This window comes from Acinetobacter sp. CAU_H_29a_1, from assembly GCF_058599505.1.
Genome location: NZ_CM178655.1, coordinates 2,286,761 through 2,308,185, shown reverse-complemented (window position 1 = coordinate 2,308,185; position 21,425 = coordinate 2,286,761). Strand labels below are relative to the sequence as shown.

20 protein-coding genes, 1 other RNA gene and 1 other annotated feature are annotated in these 21,425 nt (G+C 41.2%); of the genes, 14 read left to right on the top strand and 7 right to left on the bottom strand.

Translation table 11 applies throughout. The features are described 5' to 3' along the window. Positions 1-292 precede the first annotated feature (292 nt). The 5 genes from AC4MDD_RS11485 (at position 293) to AC4MDD_RS11465 (ending at position 6,856) form a co-directional block, all read left to right on the top strand. Positions 293-2,779, top strand: coding sequence for a TonB-dependent receptor (locus AC4MDD_RS11485; protein WP_491881668.1), 2,487 nt, complete (start codon positions 293-295; stop codon positions 2,777-2,779). Positions 2,780-2,855: 76 nt separating this feature from the next. Then, a complete protein-coding gene (locus AC4MDD_RS11480; RefSeq protein ID WP_491881667.1) occupies positions 2,856-4,835 on the top strand; it encodes a phytase in 1,980 nt (659 codons plus the stop codon). Positions 4,836-4,940: 105 nt separating this feature from the next. Then, positions 4,941-5,639 (top strand): protein TolQ, encoded by a 699-nt coding sequence (gene tolQ / locus AC4MDD_RS11475; RefSeq protein WP_039889736.1) that lies wholly within the window; start codon positions 4,941-4,943, stop codon positions 5,637-5,639. Between the two features lie 12 nt (positions 5,640-5,651). Continuing rightward, a complete protein-coding gene (locus AC4MDD_RS11470; RefSeq protein ID WP_490752339.1) occupies positions 5,652-6,098 on the top strand; it encodes an ExbD/TolR family protein in 447 nt (148 codons plus the stop codon). Beyond that, a complete protein-coding gene (locus AC4MDD_RS11465; RefSeq protein ID WP_218954028.1) occupies positions 6,095-6,856 on the top strand; it encodes an energy transducer TonB in 762 nt (253 codons plus the stop codon). Before AC4MDD_RS11470 ends, AC4MDD_RS11465 begins: the two co-directional genes overlap by 4 nt. Positions 6,857-7,908: 1,052 nt before the next feature. Here AC4MDD_RS11465 and ssrS read toward each other — a convergent pair. The 3 genes from ssrS to AC4MDD_RS11450 form a co-directional block, all read right to left on the bottom strand. Beyond that, a non-coding RNA gene (gene ssrS, locus AC4MDD_RS11460) (6S RNA) lies at positions 7,909-8,092 on the bottom strand. Positions 8,093-8,191: 99 nt separating this feature from the next. After that, positions 8,192-8,476: a cell division protein ZapA gene (locus AC4MDD_RS11455; protein WP_004694243.1), complete on the bottom strand. Its 285-nt coding sequence runs from the start codon at positions 8,474-8,476 to the stop codon at positions 8,192-8,194. Between the two features lie 2 nt (positions 8,477-8,478). Next, positions 8,479-9,030, bottom strand: coding sequence for a hypothetical protein (locus AC4MDD_RS11450; RefSeq protein WP_004980866.1), 552 nt, complete (start codon positions 9,028-9,030; stop codon positions 8,479-8,481). A 64-nt stretch (positions 9,031-9,094) separates the two neighbouring features. Between AC4MDD_RS11450 and AC4MDD_RS11445 the strand changes: the two genes are divergently transcribed. From AC4MDD_RS11445 to AC4MDD_RS11435, 3 genes are all read left to right on the top strand, one after another. Then, positions 9,095-9,727 carry a UPF0149 family protein gene (locus tag AC4MDD_RS11445; RefSeq protein ID WP_004980864.1) on the top strand — a complete coding sequence of 211 codons (633 nt, stop codon included), beginning with the start codon at positions 9,095-9,097 and terminating at the stop codon, positions 9,725-9,727. Positions 9,728-9,807: 80 nt separating this feature from the next. Then, positions 9,808-11,130, top strand: coding sequence for a Xaa-Pro aminopeptidase (gene pepP / locus AC4MDD_RS11440; protein WP_491881666.1), 1,323 nt, complete (start codon positions 9,808-9,810; stop codon positions 11,128-11,130). Between the two features lie 145 nt (positions 11,131-11,275). Further along, positions 11,276-11,539, top strand: a complete 264-nt coding sequence (locus AC4MDD_RS11435) for a hypothetical protein (RefSeq protein ID WP_491881665.1) — start codon at positions 11,276-11,278, stop codon at positions 11,537-11,539. Here AC4MDD_RS11435 and AC4MDD_RS11430 read toward each other — a convergent pair. Continuing rightward, positions 11,522-12,741 (bottom strand): IS3 family transposase gene (locus tag AC4MDD_RS11430; protein ID WP_336000913.1). Its coding sequence is split into 2 segments (ribosomal slippage): positions 11,522-12,465 and positions 12,465-12,741, totalling 1,221 coding nucleotides; the frame shifts between segments, so codons are not numbered across the junction. The two genes, AC4MDD_RS11435 and AC4MDD_RS11430, sit on opposite strands and share 18 nt — an antisense overlap. Continuing rightward, positions 12,350-12,466 (bottom strand) — a sequence feature (AL1L pseudoknot). It overlaps the preceding gene by 117 nt. Before the next feature lie 84 nt (positions 12,742-12,825). Between AC4MDD_RS11430 and AC4MDD_RS11425 the strand changes: the two genes are divergently transcribed. From AC4MDD_RS11425 to AC4MDD_RS11400, 6 genes are all read left to right on the top strand, one after another. Further along, positions 12,826-13,515, top strand: coding sequence for an aminoglycoside phosphotransferase family protein (locus AC4MDD_RS11425; protein WP_491881664.1), 690 nt, complete (start codon positions 12,826-12,828; stop codon positions 13,513-13,515). A gap of 88 nt (positions 13,516-13,603) precedes the next feature. Next, positions 13,604-13,993: a tautomerase family protein gene (locus AC4MDD_RS11420; protein WP_126035910.1), complete on the top strand. Its 390-nt coding sequence runs from the start codon at positions 13,604-13,606 to the stop codon at positions 13,991-13,993. A gap of 364 nt (positions 13,994-14,357) precedes the next feature. Continuing rightward, positions 14,358-15,386: an IS701 family transposase gene (locus AC4MDD_RS11415; RefSeq protein WP_491881663.1), complete on the top strand. Its 1,029-nt coding sequence runs from the start codon at positions 14,358-14,360 to the stop codon at positions 15,384-15,386. A gap of 89 nt (positions 15,387-15,475) precedes the next feature. After that, the gene (ubiH, locus tag AC4MDD_RS11410) at positions 15,476-16,684 is read left to right on the top strand and encodes a 2-octaprenyl-6-methoxyphenyl hydroxylase (protein WP_491881662.1); all 1,209 of its coding nucleotides are present in this window, start codon (positions 15,476-15,478) and stop codon (positions 16,682-16,684) included. Continuing rightward, positions 16,681-17,925 (top strand): FAD-dependent monooxygenase, encoded by a 1,245-nt coding sequence (locus AC4MDD_RS11405; protein WP_491881661.1) that lies wholly within the window; start codon positions 16,681-16,683, stop codon positions 17,923-17,925. Before ubiH ends, AC4MDD_RS11405 begins: the two co-directional genes overlap by 4 nt. A 175-nt stretch (positions 17,926-18,100) precedes the next feature. After that, positions 18,101-18,352 (top strand): hypothetical protein, encoded by a 252-nt coding sequence (locus AC4MDD_RS11400; protein ID WP_004694228.1) that lies wholly within the window; start codon positions 18,101-18,103, stop codon positions 18,350-18,352. Positions 18,353-18,484: 132 nt separating this feature from the next. On the opposite strand, the gene AC4MDD_RS11395 is transcribed toward AC4MDD_RS11400, so the two are convergent. The 3 genes from AC4MDD_RS11395 to hflD all read right to left on the bottom strand — a co-directional run bounded on the left by AC4MDD_RS11395 (position 18,485) and on the right by hflD (position 21,415). Continuing rightward, on the bottom strand, positions 18,485-19,141 hold the full coding sequence (locus AC4MDD_RS11395) for a DUF2238 domain-containing protein (protein ID WP_279043529.1): 657 nt from the start codon (positions 19,139-19,141) through the stop codon (positions 18,485-18,487). 96 nt (positions 19,142-19,237) lie between these two features. Further along, positions 19,238-20,626 (bottom strand): adenylosuccinate lyase, encoded by a 1,389-nt coding sequence (purB, locus tag AC4MDD_RS11390; RefSeq protein WP_004980844.1) that lies wholly within the window; start codon positions 20,624-20,626, stop codon positions 19,238-19,240. Between the two features lie 57 nt (positions 20,627-20,683). Beyond that, positions 20,684-21,415, bottom strand: a complete 732-nt coding sequence (gene hflD, locus AC4MDD_RS11385) for a high frequency lysogenization protein HflD (protein ID WP_004980842.1) — start codon at positions 21,413-21,415, stop codon at positions 20,684-20,686. Positions 21,416-21,425: the final 10 nt, after the last annotated feature.

The following is a 21,425-nucleotide window of genomic DNA, read 5'->3' as shown; positions in this document are numbered from 1 at the left end:
GCTAAACAGATTTAGATGACAGTTTGATGGCAATGGCTAGGGTCAAAATAGATCAGGGTATTTTTGATTTTTGAGAATAAAAATGCTGAAAAACCCTATCTTTGAGGTGAATATGCATCATTCTGTATGCTCAGTATTTTCTCTATACAGAACAAATTAGCTCACTTTTTGCTGAAAAAGGCCAAAAACAAATAAAAAGGGCAGATCGTAAAAGGCACTGTCACATCATGTTCACATTCAATTTCTATTGTGCGTTCAAACCATGCCACTTTGGCTTGAGGGGAAGAACATAATGCAAAATAATCAGAGCCGTTTCATGAAACATAAGCGTGCGGGTTTTCAGCTCAGCACACTGGTCCTGTCAATGCTGAGCATGACGCATCTACATGCCGAAGATAACACGGTGGAATATGTACAGGTCATTGGTCAAGCTGCAAGTATGGATAAAGCACTCAAAGAACAAAAACGTGCCGACCAAATCAGCAGTGTGGTACATGCCGATGGCATTGGACAATTACCCGATGACAATGCCGCAGAAGCGTTGCAACGGATACCAGGTGTATCTACAGAGCGTGACCAAGGCGAAGGACGTTTTGTTTCCGTTCGTGGTTTAGGCGCTGACTTAAATGCAGTAACCATCAATGGTACTTTGGTTCCCGCACCTGAAAGCGATCGCCGTGGCGTGGCATTGGATGTCTTACCTTCAGAGCTGGTGCAGTCTTTGGCTGTGGTGAAAACCCTGACACCAGATATGGATGCCAACTCATTAGGTGGTACGGTGCAAGTCGAAAGTTTATCGGCTTTTGACCATGACGGTTTGTTTTATACAGGAACGGTTGAAGGTGGTTATGATGAAAAACGGGAAAAATATAGCCCTAAAGCATCTGGTGCTATCAGTAACCGTTTCAGTGTTGGTGAGGGGCAAGACAACCTTGGCGTGGCACTGGCACTGAGTTATCAAAACCGAAAATTTGGCTCGGACAATGTTGAAACGGGTGGGGCTTGGGATGGTGACGCACTTGAAGAAACCGCAATGCGTCAATATGACATCGAGCGTGAGCGCATTGGTGCGGGTTTAAACTTTGATTACCGTCCGAATGACACAGGCGAATACTATTTAAGAACTTTATATAGTCGCTTTAAAGACACTGAATCACGTCAGGAAGTGGCGGCTGAATTTTCTGATCCACAACTTGCAGGCCAGCGTGGTGATACAGAAGTGACTCGTTCACTGAAGAGCCGTGAAGAAACTCAAGAAATACAGTCTTTTGTCCTCGGTGGTAAGCAAGGTTTTGGCACGTGGACGGTGGAAGGTCAGCTCGGTTATAGCGAAGCATCGGAGGAAAATCCAGGGGGAATTTCGGGGGCAAAATACCAAGGTGATTTTAGTAATGTTGGATTTAATAGTACGCAAAAACCTGTAATTACGGCAGACCAAGATTTTTATGATGCGGCCAACTATGAGTTAGATTCGGTGTCGTGGGAAAAATCTAAAACCACCGATAAAGAATACAACGGTAAATTAGACTTTTTGAAAGACTATATGCTGGGGAATTATGCTGCTGCATTGAAGTTCGGCGGAAAAATCAGTCAACGTGAAAAAACCAACAATACCGATGAATGGAAATATGAAGATCTCAGTACGTCAAGTTCAGATTTCAATTCAAACAGCCATTATGAACTGGGTCAGTTTGGTCCAACCATTAATGAAAACGCTATTAAAGATAAAATCAGTGGATTAAATCCAAATGATTATGTGGTTGCTGACGGTTCAATCATTAATGACTTTAAGTCGAATGAAGACATACAAGCGGCTTATGTCATGAATACCGTAGATTTGGATCAACTGCGTGTGATTGCAGGCTTACGTTATGAAAATACCAACTTTGAAGCACGTGGTTTTGAGTTCAACGATGATGTGATCACTGCGACTAAATATAAAAATGACTATGATCATTGGTTGCCAAGCCTACATTTACGTTATCAATTGGCCGATAACGCTTACCTCCGTGCCGCTTGGACCAATAGTGTGGTACGTCCAAACTTTGCGCAAAGTGCACCAGGTGTTTATATCGATGGAGATGAAGCTGAGTTTGGTAACCCAATGTTAAAGCCTTTAGAATCTTCTAACTTTGATTTGGGGGTGGAAAAGTATTTTGGCAAAGCCAGTATGGTGGGTTTCTACGCATTTTATAAAGATATCGATAACTTTATTTATAACACCAATATTGCAGGAACAGGGCAATGGGCTGACTTTGATGAAGCTATTACCTATAAAAATGGTAATGAAGCAAAACTGTACGGGATGGAGTTTGCCTACTCACAAAAGTTTGACCATCTAGGAGCACCATGGAACGGGTTCTTGTTGGGTTTAAATACCACCTTTAGTAAGTCAGAGGCGGATATTGATTCGATGAAAGATGGCGAACTTCTGAGCCGTCGTATTCATTTACCAAACCAGTCGGATGTGGTCGGTAATGCCATGATTGGTTGGGAAAATGAGCGCTTTGGTGTACGACTTTCAGCAAATTATAAATCGAACTATTTGTATGCATTAGGTGATATCGACACGCCAGAAAAAGACATTTATACCGATGACCAAATCTTCCTTGATTTCAGTAGTCATGTGAATTTATCTAAAAACTTACAATTGAAGTTTGATGTGCAAAATATCACCGATGAAACTTATTACAACTATGCAGGCTCTAAGGCTTATAACGCTCAATATGAAGAATATGGCCCAGCATACAAACTTGCACTGACCTACACCCATTTTTAAGTCGAATTAAATTTAGTTCTCAGGTTTGCTCAGCAAAAGCAGACCTGAGTTTCCTTGCCCAATTTTGAGTGTCTCTATGAAATTTTCATCTTTTAAATTGTCTGCTTTAAGCAGTTGCTTGCTGTTATTGAGCGCATGCAGTCAGCACAGCGTGCCCCAAGCTCCGCAAAATAGCCAGTCGTTAAGCTCGGCTGAAATACCAATAGATCAGCCTATGGCAGCGAAGTTGCAATTACGTGAAGTCGACATGAATGGGGCAAAAACTGAGGATGTGCAATGGTTAAGCTTGAGTGCATGGCCTGAAGTTGCCGCACTGTTGAGCAGTAAAAACAAAGGGCTACAAATCTTAGATGATCAACAAAATGTACTACATCAAATTCAAGGTCAGTTTGGGCGTTTTGATTATCGGATTGGTTCGGAGCGTTTATTGATTGCTGCGTCAAATTTGCAACAACAGCAAATTCAACTGATGAGCATGAACTTAAAAAATAAAGCATGGGACAAACCCAGCTTTATTCCAAAGCGTTCATTTAAGTCTGAAGATGTTTGCCTATATACCGATGCTCAAGGGCTGAGTTTTGCTTTTTTAGTAGGCGAAGAGGGGCTTGGTGAACAATGGTTGGTGGCTCAGCATGAGAAGGCTTTGGTTCAACCACAGTTGTTACGCCGTCTCAGTTTTCCACCTGCCAGCAGTGTATGCAAAGTGAATGATAGCACCGCAGAGCTGTTTATTAATGAAGCGAATGTTGGCGTTTGGGCATATCCAGCTCATTCTGAAGCAGACATGGTGCGTCAGGCGGTGGATCTTGTGCAACCCTTTGGTTCGATTCAAAGTTCACCTTCTACAATTGCGATTGTAGATGATCATGTCGCTGTACTCGATGCAGAAAAACCTTTGCTTTATCGTTATCAAAAGCAAGATAAGCAATGGAAAGCACAGCCGCCTTTACAACTAGACACGGTGAAAGAAGCAGAGACTTTGAGTGTTCAAGGTAATTTAACTGATAAATCCTTGCTGATTTTAGATGATAAAACCGTGAAAGTGACAGATGTGGAATGGGAAACTCAGACCCAGACCAAAGCCCAAAATATCATCACTATTCCAGCAGAAGTGCAGACGGAGGGCGTGCCAAGTACAGGTGATGCGGCTGATGATCCTGCGATTTGGCATAACGCTACACAACCGAGTCAATCCCGCATTTTAGTGACAGATAAACAAGGTGGTTTACAGGTTAACGATTTACAGGGCAAAACCGTGCAGTATTTGCCAGTAGGGCGATTGAATAATGTTGATGTACGCCACGGTTTTAAATGGGGCAAGCAAACGGTCGATTTGGCTGTGGCATCGAACCGAGATCATAACAGTCTGCATCTCTTTGCGATTCAACCCAAAACGGGCAAGGTTTCTGTGCTCGGCGAGTTAGCAACTACATTGGATGATATTTATGGCATTTGTATGTACCGCGATGCTCAAGGGGAAATCTATGCCATTCCCAACGATAAAAACGGGACTTTTGTTCAATACCACATCACGGCTGCACAGCAAAAATTACGGGCTGAAGAAGTACAACGTTTTTCAGTTCAAACCCAACCTGAAGGCTGTGTCGTAGACGATGCCACAGGACGTATTTTCTTGGGTGAAGAAGATGTCGCGGTGTGGGTAAAAGATCTCAACCCAAAAACTCAGCTCCCTATGCAGCAGGTGATAGGTGTAGGAGAGGTGATGCATGATGACATTGAGGGAATGGGACTTTATCACGGTAAAAAGCAAAGTTATTTGGTAGTTTCAAGCCAAGGCAATGACAGCTTTGTGGTGCTTGATGCCGCAGCACCTTATACGGTTCGTGGCGCATTTCGTGTAGGCATCAATATCGACAAAGGCATTGACGCTGTGTCTGAAACAGATGGACTAGATGTGAGTTCCCTAAATTTTGGTGGCAAATGGAAGCAAGGCATGTTGGTGGTGCAAGATGGACGTAAACGTATGCCTGAAACTAATCAGAACTTTAAATATGTGCCGTGGGGAAAAATCGCTCAAGCCCTGCATTTGGACTAAATAGCGCTTTAGTACCTGAGTGAGTACATGAGCTGCTAAAGAATCACAGCCCATTTTAAAAATATATATGTACTGCACCATGCAGTAAAAAAATTGGAGTGCGTTATGCAAGCAACAATGGATCAAATGTCGGTTTGGATGTTGATTAGCCATGCCAGTGTGTTGGTGAAAGTAGTGATGTTGATTTTGGTTTTATCCTCAGTAGTAAGTTGGTATTTAATCGTGCGTCACGGTATGTTACTTCGTGGACAAGAGCAGCTTTGGAACCGCTTTTTAAAGAATTTTAGACAGCAAAAAGATCTCAATCTTTTACAGCAAGACTACCAACAGCCTGAACAACAAAAAGGAGTTGTCAGCATTTTTCAACATGGGATTGATGAATACCATCAATTGATCAAAGATGAGCAACTCACTACAAGTGATGTAATTGATGGGGTAGAACGTCGTTTGCTCAGCAGCATCAGTGAAGAAGAAGAAAAGCTTCAGCAAAATCTCACCTTTCTTGCAACAGTTGGTTCAGTCAGCCCTTATATAGGCTTATTTGGAACGGTTTGGGGCATTATGAATGCGTTTATTGGACTGTCTGCCGTTGAACAGGCAACCCTCAATACAGTTGCACCAGGGATTGCAGAAGCGCTGATTGCAACAGCCATTGGTTTATTTGCAGCTATTCCTGCAGTAGTCGCGTATAACCGCTTTTCGGCACGTGCTGACAAGCTTTCCAGTCGTTATTACGGTTTTGCCAATGAGTTGCAAACGCGTATTTATCGTTTGTTGGGGCACACTGAGCGCGCTTCGCGTTAAGGAGCAACAGCCATGATTAAGCGTCCTCAAAAATTAAAACTCAATGCTGAAATGAATGTGGTTCCTTATATTGATGTCATGTTGGTGTTATTGGTGATTTTTATGGTGACTGCACCGATGTTGACACAAGGCATTCAAATTGATTTGCCTAAAGTGGATGCCAATGTCATGCCCGCGTCACAACAGCAGCGTATTGTCACTCTGTCTATTCAAGCCAATGGTCAGTATTACTGGAATATTGGTCCGGAAGTGAATACCGAAAAAGTCACGGATCAGGCCATTGATTTAGCCACTATGCAACAAAAACTGGTTCCGATTATTCAAAAAGATAAAAGCTTACAGTTTTATGTACGTGCCGATCAGGATGCTGATTATCAACTGGTTGCACAGGCCATAGCATCCTTGCAAAAAAGTGGGGTAACGAACTTGGGGCTAGTGACAGAGGAACCACAATCATGATGACAACCGTTTCCAAAATTAGGTTTCGTGATCAAGGCCTAGCACTTTCGGTCACGGCTGGATTGCATATTGCGCTAATTGCATGGTTATGTACGGTTGAGATGCATGAAACATTGGCGGAACCCAAGCCGAAAACCATTCAATTACAATTTGTGCAAATACCCCCTCCAGCCAAACAACAACCTGAACCTAAAAAGCCTGAGCCGATAGTCGAAGAAAAACCCTTACATGAGCCTGTCAAGAAACAGCTTGAGAAACCTACTGAAGTCCAACCGAAAACCACCAAGAAGTTTGTAGAGTCACAGAGCAACAAAATTGTACCTACAGCGTCTAAACCGACACAGCAAGTCGTGACGGAAAAGCAAACGGCAGTAGCGGAATCTCAGAAAACAGTAGATACGCAGTCTCAAGCGGATATACCAACTCAGACGAAGACCCAGAAATCAGTAGAACCTAAAGCACAAACTCATCCTGAATCATTTGATGTTAAAAATTATCAACCTGTTACAAAAATAGCACCAGCTTATCCTGAACAAGCTTTGGATCGTAAGCTGGAGGGGGATTGTACGGTAGTGTATAGCGTGAATGAAAAAGGACGGGTAGAAAATCCAAAGGCACAAGGCGACTGCCATCCGATGTTTGTACGACCTTCGATTCAGGCTGCTCTCACTTTTAAATATCAGCCTCGTCTCGTCGATGGCAAACCGACCAGTGTGTCGAATGTTAAAAATACCTTCCAATATCGTATTGAAAGTTAATTTTATGTACTAGCTCAAACCTGAGCTGGCAGTTACTCATTCTTTCATATGTCTGTCTGGTTAAATTTGAACTAAATTCTTTTTAGCCTAAATTTTCTTTCTATCAAGAAACGTTTCAAATAGTGTCAGTCTACAGCACATTTTTCCTTGAAACGTTTTATGGAAACGTTCACAACCTACATATATTTAAGGGTTACTGCTTTTGTTTTTATGTGATTAATATTCTTAATGGCTAAATATAGGTCTTCATCATGTTGTTCTACTTGACTGAAAAACTTCGTGTCGATATCTATCAGAAGTCGGAGTATAGGTACGTTTTACGATTGATAGAACCGGTTTATTCAACTTAATGTCATCTCGTGCCATTTTAGCTTCCAAGCATTTAGTTGCTTCTTAAATAAAGTTCTTAAGATCATGTCGAGGTGATATGAAGTGAACAACACTTTTTGAATCAACTACACCATTCTTGCAAAATTCATTACTGATACGATGTTGACCTACTGGATTACAAAATCGTTGATGACCTTTGATGAGTAGTGAGGAATATTTTTTGGGTTATAAGCGTCATCTAAACTCGGGATTAATTCATCTATTTTCTTTGCTTGTATGAAATTAGGTTTCAATGGCTCTTTTTGAGTAACAGGTCCAATATCTTGATCGAAATAATAAATGTTTAGCATTTGTATGTGCTTGTTCTAGGGTGGTACACACCATGGTTACCAATAGTTTTCCTTTTATTTTGGCCATTCGGCATGAGTGTTTCAATAAAGTAGATTTTAGATTGGGTAACAACAACACCAAAGCCAATGGTTAGAGAGTCACGATAAAAAACTTTTTCCCTGATATCTCTAGAGGGAGACTATCAATAAATGGTTTTATTAGCTTATGTCTTTGCCCCATTGCACTTTTTAACTGATTGAAACAATACATAGAAATATAGCACAATAATTTTAGAGCCTACCGTAATGCCTACTTTTGATGATTTATGCGGATTGAAGTGAACAGAGCGAGGGAGGAGTTCAGTTATAAGCTTATTGTTATTAAAATAAATAAAGTACTCCGAAGATGCCGCTGCATGTGTCGTTACCCTGAACCCGATGAGTTCAAGGTGGACGCGACGTATACTTGCTGGGTTTCCCACATGAAAGTGGGCATACACTCTAAATATACAGAACACATCCATAAGTTTAAGTATCGGCAGGGGAATAGACCCGCTGGCGAACACCTCAGAGTTGCCTTAAGTATAACGAATCTCACGCTGATGGCAACTCATACACCGCTACGAACTGTAAACAACTGGAGTAAGTGTTGATACTTTATTCAATTAAGTCGAGTTTAAACAAGTTCCGCAACGTCATCGATAATATTTGCCAGTAATCGTTCTGCGTGCGCATACTCTTGTAGTGTTTTATTCATCGACAACACTTCTTGCATTAACTCTAGTGCCACCATAATGATAATTTTACTGGGTTCTACACGCGGTGCTTTACGACGAAACTCATCATATTTATCATTTAAAAGCAGAGCTGCACGTTCAAGGTCGGCTTTTTCTTTTTCCGTTGTGACTAAACGAAAGCTATGACCTAAGACACGTAATTCAACGGTAATTGGTTCGCTCATGATTAAACTTCCTCGCCAGCTTCAGTAGGGTGGGCAAGTTGTTGAATTTCTTGCGCGTGATGATCTTGCTCTGTACCTAAAATAGCCAAACGTTGGATGATGGCTTCGACTTTAGCTTTGGCATGCTCATTTTTTTGTAACAATCTTTCACGTTCTTGCTGAAGTGCTTGGATTTCTTGCTGAGCTTGACGCTGATCATTGTTCATTTTTTCTTTAATTGCACGTAATTCATTACGTTCAGCCAAGATTTCCTGAAAGCGATTTTTTAAATCCGTACAACTTTTTTCCAAACGACTATACCGATCGGCCAAAGCAGTCGCATCAGTGTTCAAGTGTTGATATTGGGTCTGAGCGCTGCTTAATTGCTCAGTTAAATCATCAATTTGTTCTTGCTTCTGGGTAATTAAGCCATTTTTTTGCACAACTTGAGAACGGTGCTGTTCTTCAGCATCCAGTTTAGCTGCATTTAAAGTGCTATTTTCACTTTCAAAATGAGCAAGTCGCGTTTTTAAAACGCCAATATGCGCCTGTAGACGCTGTAATTCTTCTAACATATCGTGGTCGCACAGTGCTGCAAACAAAGGTAATATATAAGAAGTATAGAGATTGGATAAACGAATGCAAGACGATATTTCAGGTTGGTCAGAATGGCAGCCAAATTTTTCTAAAATTGAAGAGATTTCTAGCCCAAGTGAGTTACATGGTTTACTCACAGGTATCATTTGTGTAACTCAGGCACCGAGCCGTGAAGAGTGGCAACACATCCTCACGACTTTGGAAATTCCAGAGTTAAGCGAAGAAGCTTTGGCGTTGTTAGCCGATGAAGCAGAAGATGTCGCACATGCACTTTCTGACGATGAATTGGACTATTTACCATTACTTCCCGATGACACTCATACGCTGGCAGACCGTGTACAAGCTTTGGCGGATTGGTGCGCAGGCGTAGTGCTGGGCTTTGGTTTAGCGTCTGGTCATATTCGTCCAGATGAAATGGAACTGATCGAACATTTACAAGATGTGGCGGCAGTTGAGTTTGAAGAAACCGATGATGATGAAGAGGGTGAGGAGAGCTATCAAGAGTTATACGAGTTTGTACGTTTAATTCCTGTGAGCTTATCTGTAGGCCGTAAAAAGATTGCGGTTGAGGAAAGTTCTCTGCTTAAACACTTTCATAACAAGCAACAAATTGATCGTTCTGTAACAGAAGCAAACAATGTTGTAGAAATGTTTACGCCGCATCGCCCAAGCTGATTGGCATAAGACTTGCTGCGCGTACATGATAGAGTGCGCGTGGCACTTATATTCTCTGGTATAAAAAAGACAGATCAAACATGAAACTAACGCAAGTGGATTTTCAGGAACGCCGTGACCGTTTGGCTGCACAAATGGGTCCGAACAGTATTGCCATTATTGCAACCAGTCCAGTGGCGATGCGTAATCGTGATGCAGACTATAAATACCGCACCGATAGCAGCTTTTTTTATCTGACAGGTTTTGCTGAGCCCGAAGCCGTAGCAGTCATTGAAACCTTTGCTGAAGATGATGAAGACGGTTATAGCTACAGTTTGTTCTGCCGTGAACGTGACCGCGAGATGGAAATCTGGAATGGTTATCGCGCAGGTATGGATGGCGCGGTAGATGACTATGAAGCTGACGAAGCGTATGCGATAGATTTGTTAGATGAAGAAATCATTGAAAAACTCTTAAGCAAAGAAAAATTATTCTATCGTATTGGGCAACAGCCTGAATTTGATGCGCGTGTAGCAAAATGGATCACGACTGCCAATGGTGAGTCACGTCGTGGGACTGCTGCACCTGCACAATTGATACAGCTAGACCGTATTTTAGATGAAATGCGTTTGTTTAAGTCAGAACAAGAAATTGCATTGATGCAAACAGCTTCAGATATTTCCGCACAAGCGCATACTCGTGCCATGCAAGCCGTTAAGCCGGGTATGATGGAATATGCTCTAGAAGCTGAGCTGAATTATGTATTTGGTCAGAATGGCTGCGTGCCGTCGTATAACAGTATTGTCGGTGGTGGTGAAAATGCCTGCATTTTGCACTATGTAGAGAACAACAAAGAGCTGAAAGATGGCGATTTGGTGTTGATCGATGCAGCGTGTGAATATGAATATTATGCTTCAGACATCACCCGTACTTTTCCAGTCAGCGGAAAGTTCAGCCCTGAGCAAAAAGCACTTTATAATGTAATTCTTGATGCACAACTTGCCGCAATTGACGCAGTGCGTATAGGGAACTCGTATAAGGAACCACATAATGTTGCTGTGCGCATTTTAGTCCAAGGTCTACTTGATCTGGGGATTATGCAAGGTGATATTGAAGAGATAATCCAAAAGGAAAGTTTCCGTCAGTTTTATATGCATGGTACAGGACACTGGCTCGGTATGGATGTGCACGATGTCGGTTCATATAAGCAAGAAGGTGTGTGGCGTGCTTATGAAGAAGGCATGGTGGTGACTGTTGAACCGGGCTTGTACATTGCACCTGATGATGAAACTGTCGATGCGAAATGGCGCGGCATTGGTATTCGTATTGAAGATGACATCGTAGCAACCAAAAATGGTCCACTGAATTTGACTGCGAAAGTGGTGAAGTCGGTAGAAGAGATTGAAGCGTTAATGGCGCGATAAATATAATTTACTGTATAAAAGCCGATCATGTGATCGGCTTTTATTTTTTATAAGGTATTTATGTTGAATAGAGAACTATAATATTTATAAATAAAAATTTTAGTTATTTCATCATCATTTTTATTCACAACAGAAATTAGGCAGCATGAAAGATTTATCTAAGTTAAAGCATAGGATTCAGGCAAAGACGTTAGATTTAGTTACACAGAGAAATGGGGCTTCAGTGTATCAAGGGCAATCCTCTCAAGGAGAAGTCTTTATCAAAATAGCAAATATTCAAACGGCTAATGATCGTTACTGTGAAATCTTAGAAGCTCTCAAAGAATTTCCACTAACACCAAAGGTATTAAATATGAACCGTACCGACTATATCGGAGACAGTTTATTTAAGTTATGCAACACAATCTAAGGTGTTGATTTTATCATAGTACATATTTTCAAACTCAAATGGTGAAACATAGCCAATAGAACTATGTAGCCGCTTTTTGTTAAACCAGTCTACCCAATTCAATGTAGCTAATTCAACATCAGCTAAGCCTAACCAATCAGATTTCAAATATTCAATCACCTCCGTTTTATATAAACCATTCACTGTTTCAGCCAGTGCATTATCATACGAGTCTCCCGTTGTTCCTACAGAGGCTCTTAAGTTCGCAGTTTCCAATCGCTGAGTATAGCGGATTGAAAGATACTGCACCCCTCGGTCACTATGATGAATCACATTCTTAGGCATACCCCGACTATTGAGTGCATGCTCAAGGGCATGAAGTACCATATCGGTATTCATTCGGGTGGAAACTTTCCAACCAACGATTGCTCGTGAGAACACATCAATGATAAATGCCGTATATACCCACCCAGAATGAGTCTGAATATAGGTAAAGTCAGCGACCCAAAGGTTGTTGGGATGTTGAGCTGTGAAATCACGCTTAACTAAATCATCAGCTCTTTTTTGCTGATCATCATGATGTGTCGTACGCTTATTCTTACCACGCCATACACCTTGTATTTCAAGTTGTTTCATCAAGCGTGTTACCGTGCAGCGGGCAATAGAATATCCTTCTTGTTTAAGTTGTTGCCAAACTTTACGAATGCCATAACGCCCATGGCTCTCTTGCCAAATTAACTTAATTTGCTCAGCATAATGTTGATCGTGTAAATCTCGTTTCGAACGCTTTTCAGGGTTCTGTACTAGATCAAGCTGGCGATAGTAAGTGGATGAGGCAATTGGCAATATTTGACAAATCGCTTCAACACCATACAGGGCTTTATGATCACGAATGAAATCAACCATTATTTGTGTGGGCGGCCTAACTCCGCCTGTGCGAAAAAAGCAGCTGCCTTACGAAGAATTTCATTGGCTCGTTGTAGCTCTTTGTTTTCACGTTCTAGTTGTTTGATACGCTGTTGATCTGACAGAAGTTGCACTACGGCTGGATTCTGTAGTTGTTTATGTTTTTGATGCCAAGCACGCAAAGTTTCAGGGGTACAACCGATTTTAGGAGCAATAGCTGTAATTGCAGCCCAAGTAGAAGGATAATCTTGTTCAGATTCAAGCAGCAAACGTACTGCTCGTTCTTTGATTTCTGCGGTGTATTTTAATCTTGTCATAGCGACATTCTCTCAAGAAAATGTGTCTCCTACAATCTCGGTACGGTTCATAAGTTTGAATGGGAAGGTTCTTCTATCCTTGTCATGAGTGCCATAGAAGGTAGGCAAGTCGATCAAGTATTAAAAAATTGTACGCGGGTACAGAAAATCTCTTTGCTTGGGAATGCAGGACGAGCTTTGGGCGAACTTCATCGTGCGCTTCCACAAACGCGCATATTGAATATGAGGTTCTGGCAAGATCGTGATGGCTTATCAACACATTGGGTATTGTGGAAGCAACAATTAGAATTAATGATCTCAAAATGGATGTCACGTATAAATCGATTGTCATCTGATTATCATGAGTTTTGCGACCAATTGAATGAGTTACGAAAATACGCTAAAGCGATATGTGAGCCGACACAGCTTCATTTACTGCATTGTGACTATATAGGTCGAAATATCCTTGTAGACAGTGAAAATCGAATTTCGGGTATTATAGACTTCGACGCTGCTCGTATTGGAGATGCGGTCTATGATTTAGCTAAAATTATTTGGGTGGATATAGATTTCTCTGATTTAGAATTACGAAATGCTTTTTTAGAGGGTTGGGAATGTACGTATAAGCAGACTGTGCCTAAAATGAAATTTCTATTCTATGTTGGCATTCAATGTCTTGCAGCAATCGCTTGGACAGATCAAAATCCTTCCGCTGATGGGACAAATCCTATTTTTCGTGCTTCCGCAATTCGGACGCTGAGAATTGCATTAAAAGAATTAGAGATGCTTGATTAGATTCTAAGACTCTTGTTTCGTATAAGCGCCATTTTGTTAAATAGGGGAGAAACTAAGCTAAAATTAGGGTTTTAATTTAGAGAAAGTAATGTCTCAGATAAAAATTTATGCTTTAAATGAAACAATAGAATTACATCGTGATAATTTAAGTAAAGCTATCCATCAGGCTTTAGTTAAAGAATTAAAATACCCTGAAGAGAAAAGGTTTCAACGTTTTATCGCACTAGAATCTAAGGATTTTGTATATCCAGTAGATCGCAGTAAATCTTATATAATTATTGAAATTTCTATGTTCGATGGACGAACAAAAGAGACTAAAAAAGCATTTATTAGGTCTCTATTCGAAAATATAAACAATCTATGCGGTATTGATTCAAATGATGTTGAGATAACTATATTTGAAACTCCTAAAGAAAACTGGGGCATTAGAGGGAGAAGTGCGGATGAACTACAGTTGAATTATAAGGTAAATGTTTAAATTTTCTAAAATTAACATAATACACCTTATACGAAATTATTGAAATTTATCCTTCTTAATCAATACTTTAATTAAAGTTGTTCTAGTGCTCTGAACCCTAGAACGGCTTTTTATTGATTCTTCACGTTCCACGCCTACTATTTAATCAGAGCTCCAGATTTTTCATAAGTTTGCTTAAACAGTGTTCTGAACAAGTTTTGATGAAAATTAAAAAAACTGTCTTTTCAGAAATCATGGCAGGGCACTTTACTGTGAAAGTACGTAAAAACATCCATTTCATTATAAAAAAGAAAATCTTTGATGTAATATAGGACTTACGCATTGACGGATTCAAAAAAGTATTAAAATACTTTATAAAGTATCTGTGATCAGACGAATTAAACATGCTTCTACAGCAACTTGTACACTACCCATTTATATGGGCTTTCTCATGACAGAACCGAACTCTATTAGCTGCACACAACTTGCCGAGACTTATAACATCTCGCATGATAGTGTAAATCGCTTTCTAGAGCGTGAAGACTACACACCTCACGACCTATATCAAGAAGCAATTCAACATATTGATAATAATAAACTTATAGTCAGTATTGATGATACTGTTTTAGATAAACCATATAGTCAGCATATGGACTTAGTTAGCTATTTTTGGTCAGGCAAACACCACCGATCCGTCAAGGGTATTAATCTCATTACCTTGTATGCGACAGATCAAAATGGTCAAAATATTCCAATTAATTTCCGAATTTATGACAAATCTGAAGGTAAAACCAAGAATGATTACTTTATGGATATGTTAAGTGAAGTACTCAGTTGGGGTGCAAAGATTCAATTTATTACAGGTGATAGTTGGTATTCATCGACTGCAAATCTAAAAACCATAAGAAAATATGGTATTCGATTTATGTTTGGTATCGACTGTAACCGTAAGGTTTCCCCAGAAAAAGGACAATGGTTTCAACTGCGTTTATTGCCAAATTTCCATCAGGGTCAAGTGGTCTGGCTCAAAGATTTTGGCTTTGTACAATTATTTAAGACTCAGTTAAAAGAACAGCAGAGGTTTTATATTGTGCATCAAGATGAAGATGATTTATTGTCCTTTGAGGGTTTTCATGAATTACATTCAAGTCATTGGAAAATAGAACAATATCACCGAGTGATTAAACAGGTTTGTCATATTGAAAAGTTTCAAGTAAGACGATCTAAACTGATTTCGAATCATATTTTTTCAGCCTTGATGGCCTACGTGGAGATACAAAAGAACCAGTTTGAGCAGATCTTTGAAAATGTATATTGTTGGCAGAAGAAATTATTTAGACCAATGATCAAAAACTTCATTGATGACTTTATTCTCGATAAAAATCATCTGCTACCACAGAGAATCTATAAATAATACTGCGTAAGTCCTATAATATAAATCCATTAAAACTTATAGGTATTTGAAGTTTTTTACTTTAGGTACACCATAAAAAGGATAGAAGCATGCAACAAGAAGTCATCATAGTCGGTGGTGGTATGGTCGGACTGAGTCTGGCGTTGATGTTAGCGAAACAAAACATTGCGGTGAAACTTTTAGAGGCGATCAAATACCCAAATTATGATGATGTAAACCTTGCGCCATACCATTCTAGTTTTGATGCACGAAACAGCGCACTGTCTCGTCGTACAGTTCAAATTTACCAAGAACTGGGTTTATGGAGCGCTTTACAAGAACATGCAACGCCTATTTTAGAAGTAAATATCACCGAGCAAGGTAGCTTTGGTAAGGCTCGTCTCAAAGCAGAACAAGAAAAAGTCGAAAGCTTCGGGCAGGTCATAGAAAATGCATGGCTCGGCCGTGTACTACTGACAGAAGTTCAAAAACAACCATTCATTGAGCTGATTGATGGTGTACAAGTCACCCAACTGACCCAAGATGCCGATATGGCTTACATAGACGCGAGTCGTGGAGAAGAACAACTGTCATTGCAAGCAAAACTCGTCATTGCTGCAGATGGACGTGATTCATTCTGCCGTAAAGCCTTAGGAATTGGTGCTTCAGAACATGATTATGATCAGGTCGCTATCGTCACTACAGTACAAACTTCAAAACCGCACAACCATGTGGGTTTCGAGCGCTTTAGTAGTTTAGGACCATTGGCACTGTTGCCGCTTCCAGGTGAATACCGTCGCTCCGTGGTTTGGCCTGTGAAAAAAGGTACTGAAGGTGAATGGTTGGGCGATGAAAATGACCAACATTTCTTAGATGCCTTACAAGACACTTATGGCGACCGTGCAGGAAAGTTTCAAAAAACAGGTAAGCGTTTTAGTTTTCCATTGTCACAAGTGTTAGCTGAAAAGCAGGCGGTAGGACGGGTGGTCTTAATGGGTAATGCAGCGCATACCATTCACCCCGTTGCGGGGCAAGGTTTTAACCTGTGTATGCGAGATGCGCACGTCTTGGTACGTTATTTAACGGAGCAAATTGCGCAAAATGCCGACTTGGGCGATGCCGTAATGCTGCAAGCCTATGAGGCTTCACGTTTGACCGATCAACAACGCGTAATTAAGTTCTGTGATTCGGTGGTACGAGGCTTTAGCAATAGCAATCCAATCTTAAAGTTTATTCGGAATACTGGTCTGGTCGCATTTGATACGATTCCAGGCATTAAACCACTCGTTGCCAACTATGCCATGGGGCTAAAAGCATGAGTCATGTTCAAACTGATGTTTTAGATGTGGTGATTATTGGTGGTGGTTTGGTTGGTGGACTGACTGCCTTGCTTTTGGCGCAAGGCGGTGTGCAAGCTACCGTACTGGATGCTGCACCTATTTTAGATGAACACAAGACCTTAAGTGTTGCCAACCCGCGTGTTTTGGCACTCAGTCAAGCAACGATACACCTGCTTAACACCGTTGATGTTTGGGATAAAATTGCCCGCCAGATGCCGTATAGCGGCATGCAGGTGTGGAATAAAAATGGCTATGGTGAAATTAACTTTGGTCATGAGTCCAAGCAGGAACCACATGGCGAACAAGCCCTCGGTTCTATGGTCGAGCCAAGTTTGCTTAATTTAGCGATTCAACAGCAGATGCTTGCTGTACTCAACGATTACCGCACCCAAGTTAAAGTTGCCCGTGTCGAAGAAGGTGTTGGGCTATGGTATATCCATTTGGCCGATGGTACGGTGCTGAAAACCAAACTGGTGATTGGTGCAGATGGTGCAAACTCTTTTGTACGGGAACAAGCGTTTATCGATATCGATGTGCTGGATTACAAACAGGCTGGTTTAAGCTGCGCCATTCGCACGGCACAGCCTCATCAACACGTTGCACGTCAGATTTTTTTAGAAACGGGGCCTTTGGCCTTTTTACCAATGGCGAGTTTAAAACCAGAGCAAGCAGGGCATTGGCAGTCTATCGTATGGACGCTCCCCGATGATTATGCAGAAGAATATGCTGCACTTTCAGATGCTGAATTTACCCAGCTGTTAACGCGAGAAAGTCATCACATGTTAGGCGAAGTGTTGGAAGCGACACCGCGTGCCACTTTCCCACTCAAAGCACGTGCTGCACAACAATATGTTAAAGCAGGCTTGGCTTTAATTGGTGATGCGGCTCATGTGATTCATCCCTTGGCGGGGCAAGGTGTGAATATTGGTTGTCTTGATGCGGCTGTACTGTGTGATGTACTACTACATGATCTAGCACGTGGCGTGTGGGCACATGAGCAAACACTGAAACGCTATGAACACCGCCGTAAAGGACAAAATGATGCCATGATGCATAGCATGTCTGCCATCGGTTGGATGGAAACCACACAACTCTTTCCTGTGGTATGGGCGCGAAACTTTGGTTTGAAACAGGTTGAAAAACTGCCTGTATTAAAAGATGCTTTTATGGCACAGGCCAATGGTTTAGGGTTGCTCAAAGAGACGCGTTATGCTGTGTAAGAAAGGAAGTGTTATTTTTTAGCCAGTCGTAAAATAAGATTACGATTTTGATTAAAAAAGATACGATTTTCCGTTGAATAAGACTATGCGAAAGGCTGAGAGCTTGTTAAATTTCAACATAATTGGAAACCAGTAATTCATGGGAACCTAAAATGTCATTTGTGGGGAGATTAAGATGACTGATTCAAATGATTATGATGATGTAGAAGACTCAGCAGTCGACGAAGACGAAGCTCAAGCAGCGGAAAAAGGCGCATCAGATTCTTCTGATAATGCTGCAAGTGATGGTGATGTCGCCGAAGCTGAAACACTTACGGTGACTGCAAAATTAAAACAACGTCAAGCACTTGAAGACGAAGTTGCGGCATTCCTTGCTCGCGGTGGCCGAATTACTGAAGTGCCAACAGATGAGTCTGCGAAAGACTAAGAGAGTTAAAAAACACCACGCCTGACGTGGTGTTTTTTATTGTGTTTTTAAAACTGATGTACAAATCACTTGTGCTTGAATGAGTCCTGTAATAGTCGTGATTTGTTGTGTTATAGGGATGGCAGCAAAGGACTACTTTTTCAATAGACAGACTATGCCTGTGATGATCGCGCCAACTGTGGCTAAAAGCATGTCTTGATGCGCGTCCCAAATATCACCTTGTTGCCCATTGTAGTTTTCAGCATCTTCAGGTGATAAGCCCATCGCAATAAACCATTCAATCCATTCGTAAATAAGGCTACTTGCCATTACAAATTGAATGACCAGCAAGAATAGGGTGAGTCTAGAAAGTTGGGGTAACCACACTTGAAACAGACGATAGAAAAATGGGTAGAGCAGTAGACCGTACGCTAAATGTACAAAGCGATCATACATATTCCGCGTCCAACCTAAACTTTGGTTGAGGTCTAGGTTTAAATACTGCATTGACCATTCATTATAGGGTACATAAGAATACAGATAATGCGCACCGAGTATATGAATCAGCAAAAACCCAATATAAAGCATAAAGCTGATTAAGCTGAGCCCCATTTTATAAAGACAAATGATCAGCGTAACCAACATGAATACAGTTCCAACCTGATGCAAAATATAAGAGCTGAGTTCAAGGGGATGGATCGATGCGAAAGCAATGGCGACAGCGAGTACAATGAGCGCAATCCAATGCGGTTTTTTCAGTTGATAGTCAAAGTAAGCTTTCGTTGTTGTACTTTTCAGGATTGTCATCATTTTTATTGGTTTTTCAATTATGCGTATAGGAGATTCTTGTTTGCATTATAGATAAAAAAGCGAAGCCGAAGCTTCGCTTTTTTTAATTTCTAAAAATTAGATTTTAGAAATTAAGTCAGCAACTTGTTTTGCTTGTTCAGCTGCGTTACCTGTATAGGTTGCAGGTGTCATTTCCGCTAAACGTGCGCGGTCAGCAGCAGGGACAGCTTCAAGTTCATTACCATTGACGAAGTCAACCATCATGTCACGCGTCATTGCTTGACCACGTGTCAACGCTTTTAGTTTTTCGTATGGTTTTTCAACGTTGTAACGACGCATTACAGTTTGAATTGGTTCAGCTAGAACTTCTTGCGCATTGTTCAAGTCTTCATCAATACGTGCAGCATTGAGTTCAAGTTTACCAATGCCTTTTGAACAAGCTTCAAAAGCAATCAAGCTTTGTGCAAAACCAACACCCATGTTACGTAGTACAGTTGAGTCCGTTAGGTCACGCTGCCAGCGAGAAATTGGAAGTTTTTCGCCAAGGTGCGCAAGTACAGCATTGGCTAAGCCTAAGTTGCCTTCTGAGTTTTCAAAGTCAATAGGGTTTACTTTGTGTGGCATCGTTGAAGAACCCACTTCACCATCTTTGAGTTTTTGCTTGAAGAAACCAAGCGAGATATAACCCCAAACGTCACGGTTAAAGTCGATCAAAATCGTATTGAAACGACGTAAAGCATCAAACAGTTCCGCCATATAGTCATGCGGTTCAATTTGAGTGGTGTACGGGTTAAAGCTTAAACCTAAAGACTCAACGAATGCTTGTGAGTGTGCAGGCCAGTTGATGTCTGGGTAAGCAGAAAGGTGAGCGTTATAGTTACCTACTGCACCGTTAATTTTGCCTAAAAGCTCAACTTGTTTGAATTGTTTGATTTGGCGCGCAAGACGATATGCTACGTTTGCCATTTCTTTACCCAAAGTGGTTGGGCTTGCCGTCTGACCATGTGTACGAGACAACATAGGTTGGTCAGCATGCTTTTCAGACAATGCCACGATTGAGTCAATGATTTGCTGCATAGATGCAACCAATACATCACGACCACTTTTCAGCATTAATGCATGAGACAAGTTGTTGATGTCTTCAGACGTACATGCAAAGTGAATGAATTCACCCGCATTTTTAAGCTCTTCGATGCCTTCAATTTTTTCTTTCAGGAAGTACTCAACGGCTTTAACGTCATGGTTCGTGGTACGTTCGATGTCTTTAATACGGTTGGCATCGCTTTCAGAAAAGTCAGCAACAATTGCATCAAGTGCAGCATTGGTCGCAGCACTGAAAGCAGGCACTTCAGTGATTTCTGGACGGTTTGCAAGCGCTTGTAACCAACGCACTTCAACAGTCACACGAGCATGGATTAAACCAAACTCAGAGAGGAAAGGACGAAGCGCATCACATTTGCTAGCGTAGCGTCCATCTAATGGAGAAAGTGCGGTTAAAGCGTTCATAGCGATTCCTTAAACTTTGGAATTAAACGTAAAACTAAAAAGCCCGTCGATCATGTGTTAAATCACCTGATACTGTAAACGAGCGAGATCTTGAATATCTTTAAGCAACTTGCGTTTGCTAAACACCATGCCCCATGAACTTCCACCGAGCTGACGCCATAAATGTGCCATTTGTAAGCCAGTGAAGAGGGACGCACGAATGCGGTTGGTATGCGATGAATCTTTAAATGCTTCTGCATTGCCCCGCACCATAATGCGTGGGTTAATTTGCCCAGCAGTGTCGACATAGGTTTGTGCGAGGTTGGCAATGATGCTTGGGTGTAAATAGTTATTATCGAAAAAAGAAAGTTGTCTTAAGATTTTTTGTTGGGACTGTTCAATAATTTCAACGAATTTGGGGTTGCTATACACTTTCTTTTCGAGTTGTAAGAGTGCCATGGCATAAGTCATGGGAAGTTTAGCAGTGGATAATTTGGGAATTCGAGTTTTTGGTGAGGTATTAAAGGGTTGGGTAATGCTACTTTCTAAGGTTTTTAGTCCTAAGGAGATGTCCGCCAGTTGATGAAAGAAGTCTAAAGTTTGTCCGCTTTGGTTGCCCTTTGGTCGGATATTTAAACTGGCTTTAATCAATTGCTCTAAATAGAAGTTACCGCTTTCCCCAATACTTTGCTGACCGCTTAAGGCGGTCATATGCGTTAGTTGCGCGGACTGAAAAACAGCCGCCAACGCCAAAGCTCGGTTTTGGCGTTCGTTCAAAGTTTGAGGCTGTTGAAACGGTAACTCAGCCATGTCTTAAAAT